Origin of the sequence: Pseudochrobactrum sp. B5 (assembly GCF_001939785.1) — a bacterium.
Classification (GTDB): domain Bacteria; phylum Pseudomonadota; class Alphaproteobacteria; order Rhizobiales; family Rhizobiaceae; genus Pseudochrobactrum; species Pseudochrobactrum saccharolyticum.
Genome location: NZ_MOYL01000001.1, coordinates 524,338 through 538,620, shown reverse-complemented (window position 1 = coordinate 538,620; position 14,283 = coordinate 524,338). Strand labels below are relative to the sequence as shown.

The window sequence follows — 14,283 nt, the reverse complement described above, 5'->3', positions numbered from 1 at the left end:
TCATAAAATACTCCGCAACAGAACGGAGCAGTAATCAACGTGTTTTTGGGGAAACAATCAAGGCTCTTTTTGTGCGGCCTCTGACAAGGCTGCGCTTATTACGCCAAAACGCATCATCTTTCACGATGCGCTGAATGAGGAGGAAATCCACATGCCGTCTCCCCGCGCCTTTATGAACTTATCATGATTAATACAGACCGCATACGGAAACAGACATGAACACGCATCTGAACAGCAATCTCAAAACCAATGCTGACCGCCTCTGGGACAGCCTGATGGATATGGCCAAAATCGGCCCTGGCATTTCAACGGGGAATAACCGTCAGACCCTGACCGATGAAGACCGTGAAGGCCGGCTGCTTTTTCAGAAATGGTGCGAAGATGCCGGTATGACTATGGGCATCGACACGATGGGCAATATGTTTGCCCGCCGCGAAGGCAGTGATCCGTCTTTGCCGCCGGTGATGCTCGGCAGCCATCTGGATACACAGCCGACCGGCGGTAAATTCGACGGTGTGCTCGGTGTGCTCGGAGGGCTGGAAGTGGTGCGCACCCTCAATGATCTCGGCATCAAAACCCGTCATCCGATCGAGGTGGTAAACTGGACGAATGAAGAAGGCGCGCGTTTTGCTCCCGCCATGCTGGCTTCCGGTGTTTTCGCCGGTCTCTTTGATGAAGCATGGGCGAAATCCCGCACGGATGCGGACGGTAAAACCGTTGGCGACGAGCTGAAACGCATCGGCTTTGAAGGTTCAATCCCGACCGCCAAGCGCCCGATCAAAGCCTATTACGAGTTACATATTGAGCAAGGGCCTATCCTTGAAGACGAAGGTCTGGATATCGGTATTGTCACCCACGGTCAGGGGCTGAAATGGTTGCAGATTACGCTCACCGGTAAAGAAGCCCATACCGGCTCAACACCGATGCGCAAACGTGTGAATGCAGGGCTAGGTATGGCACGTATCACCGAGCGGGTGGATGAGATTGCATGGGAGCACGCACCGAATGGCGTGGGTGCCGTGGGCTATGCCCATATCAGCCCGAATTCCCGCAATATCATTCCGGGTACTGCTGTTTTTGTGGCCGACTTCCGTCATCCGGATAAAGCAGAACTCGCCAAAATGGTGCAGAAACTGGAGAAATCCGTTGCCGAAATCTGTGAGAAAATCGGCCTGACCTATCAGATTGAAGAAGTCGGCGCGTTTGATCCGGTTTCCTTTGACGAGACCTGCCTCTCGACCATCCGTCAGGCAACCGAGCGTCTCGGTCTCTCACACCGCAATATTATTTCCGGTGCCGGTCATGATGCCTGCTGGATCAATCAGGTCGCACCGTCAGCCATGATTATGTGCCCTTGCGTTGATGGTCTGAGCCATAATGAGGCGGAAGATATCACCAAAGAATGGGCCGGCAACGGCGCTGATGTGCTGTTGCATGCAGCATTGGAAACCGCTGAAATCGTATAAATACCTGCTCCGGCATGAGACATTTGTGCCGGAGCCCTTAACCTTTTCGATCAATCAGCATCTGTTCGCAAAAAACCATAAGGGGAAACGAACAATGTCATATTCCGGATCGCATACTAAGTCACAGGCAGATAACAAAACCACACTGATTAAAGGCGGTAAAATCGTTACCGCAGACCGCTCTTACGATGCGGATGTTCTGATTGCAGACGGCAAAATTGCCGCTATCGGCCATGATTTACAGGGCGACACAACAATTGATGCCTATGGCTGCCTGATTATGCCGGGGGGCATTGACCCCCACACCCATCTGGAAATGCCGTTTATGGGCACCCACAGTTCCGATGATTTTGACAGCGGCACCGCTGCGGCACTGGCAGGCGGAACCACAATGGTGGTGGATTTTGTACTGCCCTCACCGGAAGGCAATCTACTGGAAGCCTTGCAGGACTGGTTTCAGAAAGCAGGCAAAGCCCGTACCGACTATTCCTTCCACATGGCTGTCACCGGCTGGAGTGAGCGCTGCTATAATGAAATGCCGGAAGTGGTGGCACGCGGCGTCAATACATTCAAACATTTCATGGCCTATAAAGGCGCCCTGATGGTCAATGATGACGAGATGTTTGCCTCTTTCCGCCGCTGTGCGGAAATCGGTGCCATGCCGCTGGTGCATGCCGAAAACGGCGATATTGTCGCGCAATTACAGCAAAATCTGCTGGCAGCAGGTAATACAGGGCCTGAAGCGCATAGTTATTCCCGCCCGCCGGAAGTGGAAGGTGAAGCCACCAACCGCGCTATCATGATTGCCGATCAGGCAGGTGTACCGCTTTATGTTGTGCATGTTTCCTGTGAACAGGCGCATGAAGCCATCCGCCGTGCGCGCCAGAAAGGTATGCGTGTTTATGGCGAACCGCTGATACAACATCTGACACTGGATGAGAGCGAATATCAGAATAAAAACTGGGACTATGCGGCACGGCGCGTGATGTCACCACCGTTTCGGGACAAGATCAATCAGGACAGTCTCTGGGCAGGTTTAAGTGCCGGTAGTCTGCAATGTGTGGCCACCGACCATTGTGCCTTCACCACCGAACAAAAGCGTCACGGTGTTGGCAATTTCACCAAAATCCCCAACGGTACCGCAGGACTGGAAGAACGTCTGCCGGTGCTCTGGACGACAGGTGTGCGTACCGGTCGCCTGACCGAGAATGAATTTGTCGCTGTTACCTCAACCAATGCGGCGAAAATTCTCAATATCTATCCGCGCAAAGGTGCGGTGCTGGAAGGATCAGATGCAGATCTCATCATCTGGGATCCAAATGCAACCAAGACAATCTCGGCGAAGCATCAGCATTCGGCAATTGATTACAATGTGTTTGAAGGCATGAAAGTGACCGGCCTGCCACGCATGACCATCAGCGGCGGGCGCGTTGCCTATGCGCAGGGTAAAATTCTGGCAGAGCCCGGTGACGGACGCTTTATTGAGCGTGCGCCGAATACACCGCAACAGCAGGCTTTGTCGGTCTGGAAGGAAGTCGTCGCACCACGCAAAGTAGAACGTGATCCGGCGCTGATGCCGATTGGCGTGTGACCACTTATAAAAATGGCGGGATTCCTCAATAAGAATCCCGCCGTTTTCATTTACTCCGGTTTCATTTCCAGCGTGGCCGCATGAGCCAGCTCGCGATCCAGACGTTTTTCCTCATCGCTTTTCGGCTTGGTGAAACGGCCAAGCAGCAGATAGGCAACCGGTGTCACATAGAGCGTGGCAATGGTTGCCAGTCCAAGACCGCCGACGATAATCCAGCCCAGCGCAATACGGGCTTCCGCACCGGCACCGGAAGCGATGACCAGCGGAATACCGCCAAGCACCGCACAGATCATTGTCATACAGACCGGACGCAGGCGGATATTCGATGCTTCTTCCACCGCCTCCCGCAAAGACAGGCCACGGTCGCGCAACTGATCGGCAAATTCCACAATCAGAATACCGTTCTTCGCCATGATACCGACCAGCAAAACCAGCCCGATCTGGCTATACACGTTCAGGCTCGTGCCTGTGAGGATCAGCGCCACAATGGCACAGCCCAATCCCAGCGGCACGGTCGCCATAACGATCAGCGCACTGACGAAGCTCTCAAACTGCGCGGCCAGTACCAGCAGAATAATCACTACCGCAAAACCGAACACCAGAAACAGACCGGTCGAAGTTTCGCCCAAAGTTGCCGCTTCTGCCAGCGGCACCATCTGCACACCGGCAGGCAGCAATGGAGCGGCCAGTTCCTGTACGGTTTTATAAGCATCGCCCAGAGCAAAATCACTGCTCAGACCTGAAGTAATCGCAATGGAGCGCAGGCGCTGTTCACGCGCCAGCTGCGGCGGCACCGCAATTTCCCGTACCGAAGCAATCGTTGCCATCGAGACATAACGGCCGTCACCAGTACGCATGAAGACATTTTCCAGATCCGTCGGATCATTGATCGGATTGGACGTCGCCATCATCTTCACGTCATAGGAACGGTCGCCGATATAGACAGCGCCGATCCTGCGGCCATCGAGCACCGACTGCACCGCATTGGCGAGGCCGGTAATATCAATACCGAGATCCGATGCCCGCTCGCGGTCAATCTGTACCGAGAGCTGCGGCTGCGTTGCGTCCACCGACAGGCGCGGCTGCTGGAAGCGCGGATCTTTTTCCATCTCAGCCAGCAAAGCACGGGTGACCGGCTGGATCGTGGCATAATCATTGCCGACCAGCGTGAATTGCAGACCGTTACCGGCACCGCGAATACCGAGACTGTTTGGCTGCAGAGTAAATGCACGCACGCCGGTAATCGGACGCAGACGCTTGTTAATATCGGCAACAATCTCCTGCTGCTTACGGTCGCGCTCTGCCCAGTCGGCCAGTGTCAGCACCATAAAGCCGTTATTGGACGCACCGCCGGAACCGGCAATAGCGTAGGAATTTACAATCTCGCCATTATCGCGCAGCGGTTTGAGCGCCACGTCAATCTGCTCGAGCTGCGAGCGCAGGAAATCAATACTGATGCCCTGCGGGCCGGAAATACGCAGCATAACGGCAGAACGATCCTCATTCGGGGTCAGCTCCTGACGCAAAGTCGTATAGGCACTTAACGAGAAGAAGGCGAAGACCAGAGCAGCCGCAACCACAATCCACGGCGCATTAAGGCACCAATGCAGACTGCGGCGATAGAATTGTGCCAGACCAGTACTGACACGATAGACAAGCCCGCGCGGTTTATCTGCGCCGGTTTCATGGGCGATGCTTTCGGCCGTCAGAAACCGCGAAGCCAGCATCGGACACAGTGTGAGCGCCACCACGGAGGACAGCAGAACAGCAATAGCCAGCACAAAACCGAATTCGCGGAACAAGCCACCGGCCTGTCCGGGCAAGAAGGAAATCGGCACGAACACCGCCACCAGTGTCAGTGTTGTGGCGATAACCGCGAAGAACACTTCTTTCGTGCCAAGCACCGCAGCCGCACGCGGCCCCAGCCCCATCGACCGGCGCCGGACAATATTTTCCAACACCACAATCGCATCATCCACCACCAGACCGGTTGCCAGAACCAGCGCCAGAAGGGTCAGAATATTGATCGAAAATCCTGCCAGATAAATCGCCGCCACAGTACCGACCAGCGCCACAGGAATGGAAACAGTCGGGATCAGTGTCGCGCGGATATCGCGCAGGAACATATAGATGACAGCAATAACGATGAGGATCGCTGCAGTCAGCGCGATTTCCACTTCATGCATCGCACCACGGATGAAGTTCGCATCATCACTGGTCACCCGCATTGTCATGCCTTCCGGCAATGTCTTATTCAGGCGCTCGACTTCCGCACGAATACCGTCCGAAATATCCAAGGTGTTGGACTGAGCCTGACGGATAATGCCAAGGCCGATACTGTTACGGCCATTATTGAGCACTGCCGAGCTTTCAATATCCGGCCCCAGCGTAACATTGGCGACATCGCGGATGCGGGTCTGCCCCTTGATGATGATATTCTCAAAATCCTGCGGCGAGGAAACCGATGCTGTGGCGCGCACCACAATCGCCTGAGAAGCACTGCGCAGCGATCCGGCGGGCTGATCCAGAGCCATAGAAGCCAGTGCTGAACTGACATCGGCAAAAGTCAGGCCATAACTGGCCAGACGTTTATGGTCGATATCAATACGGAAAATCTTGTCACGGTCACCATAGGTTTCCACATCGGCCACACCGGGCACGGCGGAAAGCACATCGACAATCTGATCTTCCACAATCACCGTCATATCATCAACGCTGAGCGTTTCAGACGCGATTGCCAGACGCATGACCGCATCAGCATTGGAATCCGCCTTGATGATACGCGATGCATCGGCTTCTTCCGGCATCTGGTTGGCCACGCGCGAGATCGAGTCACGCATGTCAGCAGCGGCGACATTGATGTCCACACCATCATTGAACTCAACCGTCACACGGCTGCGGCCGAATGATGAGGTTGAAGAAATATTCTTCACACCGGAAACACGGGCAACTTCATTTTCCAGAACCTGCGTGACCTCACGGTCAACCGTTTCTGCAGATGCGCCGTCAAAAGTTGTACTGATCGAAATAACCGGACGGTCAACATCCGGCAATTCGCGGATATCCACGCCACTCAGAGCCGCAAGGCCTGCCACAACAATCAGCACATTGAGCACGAAAGCAAAAACCGGACGGCGAATAAACAATGCCGTAAAACCGCCGGTCTGCGGATTATGCCCGCCGCCTTTTTCTTCAGCGCCGGTTACATCCTCAGTTATTGTATTTGTTTCAGCGGATGATTTGTCAGAATTCATCATCATCCTGCCTGTTTACTGTTTGCCTGCGCTGTGGCCGGTTCTTTCGGGCTGGCGGTATTGCCCGCGCCCTTAATCGTCACATTGCCGCCTTCACGCACATTCTGCACACCTTCGGTGACAATCGTATCACCCTCAGCCAGTGCACCATCAACCAGCACTGCATTGGCATTGCGCTGGATAATCCGTGCAGCAACACGCTCGGCCTTGCCATCTTTGGTAATGCGCCAGACATAAGAACCATCGCCGTCCCACTGCACAGACAGCGGGTCAACCGCCAGATATTGATCGCCGGGGAAAAGGATAGTCACGGTAAAAGACATACCGGCACGCAGCACATCGCTCGGATTGGTAATTTCCGCACGCACCCGCAAAGTCCGGCTGGCCGCGTCAATCATATTATCCATAGCGCTGACCTGCCCCTGAAAGCTTTTTCCTGGCAGAGCCGTCGGCATTGCTGTCACGGCCTGCCCCAACCGCAATTGGGGTGCAAACCGTTCCGGTACCCAGATATCAATCAGCAGTTTTGAACGATCATCAATCGTAGCAATCGTGGTGGAGGATGTTACATAATTCCCTGCGTCCACCGGCAGAATACCGACAATACCGGCAATCGGTGCTGTAACCGAACGGCGGCTGAGCGCCAGTTCTGCATCCTTCACAGCCAGTTTTGCATTGGCCAGAGCAAGCTCTGCCGCAACAACCTGTACCTGTGTCGCCGTGTTGGAAGCCCGCAAAGTTGCCATACGCTGTTGTGTAATTTCCGCGTCTTTCAGCAGCACCTGTGCTTTCTCAACGGCAATCTGTTCTGTTTCCGCATCCAGTTCGGCAATGACCTGATCTTTTTGGACGGTGGTGCCTGCACTCACCAGAAACCGGCGAATAGTTCCGCTTGAATAAGGCGAAACCGCAACCGTATTGAGCGCAACACCGCTGCCGATAGCACTCAGCTTGTCATTGACGACCTGTTTCTGGGCTGGCTTTACAACCACCAAAGGCGCGTTGCGCGCGCCACTCTGCCCTGCTGCCGGTGCGCCGCCGGTGGCCTGTGTCGCGGAACGTTCAGTATTATACCAGCTCCAGCCCCCGAAGGCGGCGGCAGCCACGACCAAACAAACCGTAATTTGTTTCCAGTTTTTCATTATCTTCCGATCTTGCCGCAACCTGAGTTAATTGCCTGCACAGACAGGCTCGCTGCATTCTGCTCTTAAAATGCGTAATCTGCGGCCTCAGGTCTAATTAAATTTCTGTAATCCTGTTGCGGCAAAGTGCCGGAAAGCCCGTAAAACCGGTATCCGGCCCTGTTTAAACCACGTCTCACGCCCTGAGATGAGCCGATATGGTTAATAAGACCTTACCATGACATAGGTCTGACAAAACAAAACGGGCGGAAACACGATGTTTCCGCCCGCTGAACTCAATAGGATACTGTCTTTTATACGATAGCTTTATAAGCAACGGCCATACGTGCTGCCAGTTTGGCATTGTTCAGCACCAGCGCAATATTAGCTTTCAGACTGCGGCCTTCCGACAATTCATTGATGCGCGCCAGCAGGAAAGGTGTCACATCTTTACCGCCAACGCCCTGATCGGCAGCTTCCTTAACAGCGGCTTCAATCGTGCCGTTAATGAATTCCGGTGTCAGTGCATCTTCTTCAGGGATCGGATTGGCAATCAGAATGCCGGTGCCGGAACCAAGCGCATGATGCAGCGCCATCGCTTTCGCAATTTCTTCCGCACTGTTCAGACGGTGATCGGCTTTACAACCGCTTGAACGGGTGAAGAATGCCGGAAAATCATCGCTGCCATGCGCAATAATCGGCACGCGCTGGGTTTCAAGATATTCAAGGGTTTTCGGAATATCGAGAATGGATTTCACACCGGCGCAAACGACAGTGGTGTTGGTCATGCCCAGTTCGTTCAGGTCGGCGGAAATATCGAAGCTGTTTTCCGCACCGCGATGCACGCCGCCAACACCGCCGGTGGCGAAGATTTCAATACCGGCCAGCGCAGCAATACGCATGGTTGCGGAAACAGTAGTACCGGCAGTCAGTCCCTGCACCATATCAGCAGCCAGATCACGGCTCGATGTTTTCACCGCATCGGTGGTCTGTGCAAGCTGTTCCAGCTGAGCATCACCGAGGCCGACATGGATTTCACCTTTGAGCACAGCAATGGTTGCCGGTGTCGCACCATTTTCACGGATCACAGCTTCAACCTTACGCGCCATTTCCAGATTCTGCGGAAAAGGCATACCATGGGTGATGATCGTGGATTCAAGAGCAACAACAGGCGCGCCTTTATCGAGAGCGGCGCGGACTTCATCGCTGAAATGCATAGTCAAACGGGTCATAGCTGGAGCAGCCTTTCTGAGGGAGTTTAATGGAGATAAATCAGTCGCAAATACGATGAAGGTTCGCTTCGAGAAAATGTGCAGACAAGTCCGGATGGACACTGGCGTCGCTTTCGGTTGTCAGCGTGGCCAGCAAAGTACCGGTGCGCACTGCATCGGGCAGTTCCTTCCGGTCAAGCAGACAATAAAGCGTGCCGGAAATCAGCGCATCGCCCGCGCCGGTAATATCCACCGGCTGCGCAGGCACACTGGCAATATGCCGGATGCCGCTTTCATCGCCAATATGAACACCACCAGCACCCATGGTCATGACGATTTTGGCAACGCCACGCGCATGTAAGGCATTAATCGCCTGTTCGGCTGTCAGGCGTGGGGTACCCGCAGGGTGACGCAACAGGCTATGCGCCTCATCCAGATTGAGGAACAGCAGATCAACACCACTGAGATCCTGCGGCAAACGCAGTGCTTTCGGTGCGGAAACCGTATCAACAGCCAAACGGAAACGGCTGCCGGTTTTCTTCGCCAGCAAGGTTTCCAATGTTGCCTGCGGCAGATTGCAATCGGCAAAAACCCAGTCAGCCGAAGCCAGATGCGGCCACACGGTTTCCAGCGTTTCAGGCTTGAACAGGTCGAAAATGCCCATATCGGCAATGCCGAGTGCCAGCTCATTATCCGGCCCCAGAATGGCAGCATATTCAGCAGTCGGCGCTTCATTGGTCACAATCGCACGACTGACATCAACACCAAGCAGGCGCAGATGATCAAGAATAGCGCGTCCGGTTTCATCATCGCCAAGAATAGAGACGAAGCCAATATTCACGCCGAGCCGCGCCAGATTTTCCGTGACATTACGGGCAACACCGCCATGGCTGCGATAACCGCTGACCGGATTGGAGGTCTCGCTGATGAGTGGGGCATGGGCATGATATTTACGATCAAAAACCGCGCCGCCAATACAGACAATGCGCTTGTTCTCCGGCAGATAATAGCCACGCCCGAGAACAAAACCCTTCTGGGTCAGCTGCACAATATGAGCAGCAACCGTAGAACGCGCCAGTTTCAGCGCATCAGCAATCTGCTGCTGACCGACAAACGGATTAGCGACAATCATCTCCAGAACAGCACGTTCCTGCGCGGAGAGATCCTGCAGATTTTGCGCACCGGCTTTTGCTGACTGGTTCACATCCTGATCGCCCTGCACCATTGCCATTCTCCGTTTCAATCGTCCTGATGGGAGCCATATAGCAGAGCAATTTCAGATAATCAAACAAATGTTAAAATAAAAACTTTTGTTTTAAATTTTTCCAAGGCAAAACTCCTCATCACTTCACGATAAATAAACAGCACACGAAAATTTGAAATTTTGGCTTAAAGCGCCTATATTACAAACTTGCAGGATTTTAGCCTTTGTGGGGACAGGCTTGCGGTCAGGCATATTTATGCAACTGTACAATCCGTGACCCGAGCGATCGCCTGTTTTGGTCCGTGGGTGGAGACGGGGGACAGGAACAACCTGTCAGCCTGACGGATGGGTGAAATGACCTTTATGAAAAGCAAGGATTTTCAAAGGCCTGCTGACAAAGCCTCTGCAGAATCAGAAAAGAAGCGCGCCGAGGAATTACAGGCGCGCAGCCGTGAGCAAGCTGATCTGACTGCGGAAGGTAACGGCGCGACATCTGGCACCCAAACATCCCTCTCCGCGATTGCCGCCAATGCACCTTTAAGCACAAGTATCCCGCCGGTCTTCACCAATACAGGATCGGATTTTACTGCGAACGATCCCGATGACCTGCATATTCCGCTGCGTCACCGCCTTTCCAGTAAATTGCTTTTGATGACAATTCTGGCCGTGCTGATTGCCGAAGTTATCATTCTTGCGCCGTCACTGGCGAATATGCGCAATCAATGGCTGAATGCCAAACATACCATGATTGCCACTTCCAGCCTGTTATTGCTCGATGCGAATCCGGACACGACACTGGAATTGCAGATTCAGGATCAGTTACTGCGCTCCACAGGCGCACAATCCATTACAGTCACCCGTAATGGCAGCAGCCGTGTTCTGGCCGCCTCACCGGAGGCAGTGCAGGTCGATGAATATATTGATCTGACAACAGCAACGCCGCTGAGTGATTTCTGGGGAGCCCTGCTCACCCTGACCAGCGGCGGCAATAAGACAATGCAGGTATCAGGCCCGCCCGATTACAGCGGCACCACGGTTGAATTTGTGATGAGCGATAATGCCCTGCATAACAGGCTGATCAAAAACTCCCGTATTATTGCTGCCATATCGCTGCTGATTTCGCTGATCGCGGCCGCGCTGATTTATTTCATCATTCACCGTCTGCTGCTGCGCCCTGTCGGCCATATGTATGAGAATATGTTTGCTTTCGGCCAGAAACCGGATGATCCAACGCTGATTATTGACGGCTCCTGCCGCAAAGACGAACTTGGTTATGCCCAGAACAGACTGGCGCAGATGCAGACACATCTCCAGCATTTGTTTCAGGAGCGTAAACATCTGGCCGATCTCGGTCTGGCCGTCTCCAAGATCAATCACGACATGCGTAATATTCTGGCCTCAGCACAGCTGATGTCGGACAGTCTTGCCGATACCAATGATCCGGTTGTGCAACGCTTCTCACCGAAGCTCATCCGCACGCTGAACCGCGCCATCACCTATTCCGAGACTGTGATCGCTTACGGCCGCACACAGGAAGCTGTGCCGGTTCGCCAGCAACGCCTGTTGCGTCCGCTGATCCATGAAGTGGAAGACATGTTAGTGCTTCCATCGGATGTACAGATTGCCTTCCGCAATATGGTTCCCGTCGATTTTGAAGCCTATATCGACAAAGAACAAATGCTGCGGGTGCTGAACAATCTCTGCCGCAATGCGGTACAGGCAATGGGCACCTATCACCGGCAGCCGGAAACTGAAAAATGCCTGACCATCAGCGCGTGGCGCATAGGCAATACCTGTTATATTGCCGTGGCGGATACCGGCCCCGGCCTGCCCAAGAAAGCGCGGGACAATCTGTTCACCGCTTTTCGCGGGTCAACACGCAGTGACGGCACCGGATTGGGGCTGGTTATTGCTCAGGAACTGGTTCGTGCCCATGGCGGCACCATAGAATTGCGTGACGATTACAAAGACGGTGCATTATTTGAGATTCGTATCCCTGATATGCCTGTCTATCCGCCACCGTTTCAGCGCTCACAACGCAATATGGTGTAATTATTTCAACGCTCTGCGCGAAAAGCGCCTTCAGGAAAGCCACGCAATCGCGTGGTTTTCTTATATTTATCCCCAGCCTTCAAAAAAAATACAAATTTCTGAAAGTTTTTCATCATAAGCCCTTGCAATGCCAAACAGAACCCTTTAGAGAGCGCTTACCGCACCGAAACGGAGCGGTTCTAGGGCAAGCACCCGTAGCTCAGCTGGATAGAGCACCAGACTACGAATCTGGGGGTCAGAGGTTCGAATCCTTTCGGGTGCGCCACTCCTTCTCAAAATTGAGAAGTTGACTTTCTGAAGATCAGAAAAACTCCTGTAACATTTGATAGTTTCATGCGTTATATACTGTGCTTATTACAAGCACATAGAGTTCAGATACGCATCTCCGGACAACTCACTCGAATCACCTTGACGCGTGTTGTTTCCTCTGTTGAATATCAAAAATATTTCTCCGCCCTGCTCGCATTCGCAACAATAAATATTCGTTACAATGTGATTCTCAGGAGATGCGCTTTTTGTTTATTTTGAAAAATACGAAATCAGCGATCTCAAATCATAAATATGTGGCTGGAGGCCTGTTCTTGGCTTTTTCAGCGACAATCATCCTGCAAAATGCACCGGCAGCAACAGCCGGCACTTCACCGGACTGCAAGCCGATGCAGGCACTGCAAAAACAGCAGTTTCAGGCAGCAGACACGCCGGCATCTGAGAATAACACCATCTGGATGGTTGACGGAGTAAAAGGCGGCGCACCCGCAATCGGAACCATAACAAATTCCGGCCTGTATACCGCTCCCGCCAATATGGACGAATCTGTCAATGTCACCATTTCCGCCGTCTCCGTGGCAGATGAAACGGAAATTGCTAATTTCCAGATTTGTAATGCTGCCTATAGCCGTACCGGAACAATTCATTATGTCGCGACCACAGGCGCTGACAGCAATTCAGGCAGCTATTCTGCCCCATGGCGCAGCATTCAGCATGCTGTCGATCAGGCACAGGCCGGTGACACAATCGCTGTGCGCGGCGGTATCTATAATGAGACAGTGACATTCAACAAATCAGGTTCTGCAGAGAGTGGTTTTATCACACTCACCCGATATGCCGGTGAAAAGCCAATCATTGACGGCAGCGGATTGATCACAGAGCCCTATGGCATGCGCGGCCTCATCAGCCTCAACAGCACCAGCTATATACGCATCAAAGGGTTTGAAATCCGCAACTATAAATCCGGCACGGAATTCATTGCCATTGGCGTTCTTGCTCAAGGCACCGGAAAATATATTGAGATCAGAGACAATGTTATTCACGGCATTGAGGCGAATAATCTGCCTGCAAACGGCAATGCAAATGCTTTGGGCATAGCCGTCTACGGACAGCAGCCAGTACCGATACAGAATGTCATCGTGGACGGTAATGAGCTGTATAATCTGAAAACCGGAACCAGTGAATCCCTGACCATTGGCGGCAATGTCGACGGCTGGCAGGTCACCAATAATCTGGTACACGACAATAATTTTATAGGCATTGATGCGACCGGCTATTACGGCAACAACCGTGCGGACTATAACCGTGCCAGAAACGGCTGGATTGCACAGAACAAAGTTACCAATCTGTCAGTGGAAGGCAATCAGGCTTTGACCTTTGTAGCTTCTGCGATTGGTATCTATGTTGATGGCGGGCAGAATATTACCGTTGAACGCAATGTCACAGATGCGAATGACGGCGGAATATGGTTGCTCAGCGAAAATCCGGGCAAACTGACTGACTATGTGACGGTACGCAATAATCTTATCCGCTTTAACCGGAATGCCGGCATTTTGGCAGGCGGCTATGATGCAACCCAATCGGGCGGTGCCGCTCACATCTCGATCACTAACAATACTCTGTATCAGAATAATAACCGTGACATTTCAGGCATCAATTCCGGTGAGTTTCAGCTTGGTCACAATGTCAATAATATAAGTTTCAGCAATAATATTCTCTTTGCCGGAACAAAGGGTTATGCGATCACCAGTTTTATTCCTTCAGTGCCGGACACCGTGAAGCTTGCCAGTAATTTATATTACACAACATCCGGCAGCGGCTATACACGCTGGTTCTGGAACAATACAAATTACTACAATGACAGCACATCTCCCAATAATTTCAACGCATTCACAGCCGTCAGCGGTGATACAGACAGCATTATAGGTAATCCTGCCTTCATCAATGCCAGTGCATCTGATTTTCGCCTCGCTGCAGGTTCTCCGGGCAGAAACAATGGCCAATTTACTGCGACAACAGGATTTCCTGCCACAGGCATCAAGGATTTTGCGATGAACCCGCGCATCACCGGCACATTGATCGACAGAGGCGCCTATGAGCATGTTGAATAAAACAAC

Annotated in this window: 8 protein-coding genes and 1 tRNA gene; 5 read left to right on the top strand and 4 right to left on the bottom strand. The window is 52.7% G+C overall.

From position 1 onward, the window contains the following. Window positions 1-215 precede the first annotated feature (215 nt). Complete coding sequence (locus tag BKD14_RS02425) at window positions 216-1,466, top strand: Zn-dependent hydrolase (protein ID WP_075654126.1); 1,251 nt, start codon at window positions 216-218, stop codon at window positions 1,464-1,466. Between the two features lie 94 nt (window positions 1,467-1,560). Then, window positions 1,561-3,057, top strand: coding sequence for a dihydropyrimidinase (hydA, locus tag BKD14_RS02420; protein ID WP_075654742.1), 1,497 nt, complete (start codon window positions 1,561-1,563; stop codon window positions 3,055-3,057). Between the two features lie 50 nt (window positions 3,058-3,107). Here the strand turns inward: hydA and BKD14_RS02415 are convergent, their stop codons facing one another. The 4 genes from BKD14_RS02415 to BKD14_RS02400 form a co-directional block, all read right to left on the bottom strand. Beyond that, window positions 3,108-6,311: an efflux RND transporter permease subunit gene (locus tag BKD14_RS02415; protein ID WP_083646864.1), complete on the bottom strand. Its 3,204-nt coding sequence runs from the start codon at window positions 6,309-6,311 to the stop codon at window positions 3,108-3,110. Between the two features lie 2 nt (window positions 6,312-6,313). Then, on the bottom strand, window positions 6,314-7,453 hold the full coding sequence (locus tag BKD14_RS02410) for an efflux RND transporter periplasmic adaptor subunit (RefSeq protein WP_075654125.1): 1,140 nt from the start codon (window positions 7,451-7,453) through the stop codon (window positions 6,314-6,316). A gap of 293 nt (window positions 7,454-7,746) precedes the next feature. Further along, window positions 7,747-8,664 carry a pseudouridine-5'-phosphate glycosidase gene (locus tag BKD14_RS02405; protein WP_075654124.1) on the bottom strand — a complete coding sequence of 306 codons (918 nt, stop codon included), beginning with the start codon at window positions 8,662-8,664 and terminating at the stop codon, window positions 7,747-7,749. Between the two features lie 40 nt (window positions 8,665-8,704). Continuing rightward, a complete protein-coding gene (locus BKD14_RS02400) occupies window positions 8,705-9,868 on the bottom strand; it encodes a PfkB family carbohydrate kinase (RefSeq protein WP_245293542.1) in 1,164 nt (387 codons plus the stop codon). 333 nt (window positions 9,869-10,201) lie between these two features. On the opposite strand from BKD14_RS02400, the gene BKD14_RS02395 reads away from it, so the two are divergent. The 3 genes from BKD14_RS02395 to BKD14_RS02385 all read left to right on the top strand — a co-directional run bounded on the left by BKD14_RS02395 (window position 10,202) and on the right by BKD14_RS02385 (window position 14,277). After that, a complete protein-coding gene (locus tag BKD14_RS02395; RefSeq protein ID WP_175576051.1) occupies window positions 10,202-11,899 on the top strand; it encodes a HAMP domain-containing sensor histidine kinase in 1,698 nt (565 codons plus the stop codon). Between the two features lie 188 nt (window positions 11,900-12,087). Beyond that, window positions 12,088-12,164: transfer RNA gene (locus BKD14_RS02390), tRNA-Arg, on the top strand. A gap of 316 nt (window positions 12,165-12,480) precedes the next feature. Beyond that, entirely contained in the window at window positions 12,481-14,277 is a 1,797-nt protein-coding gene (locus tag BKD14_RS02385; protein ID WP_175576050.1) for a right-handed parallel beta-helix repeat-containing protein, read from the top strand. Window positions 14,278-14,283: the final 6 nt, after the last annotated feature.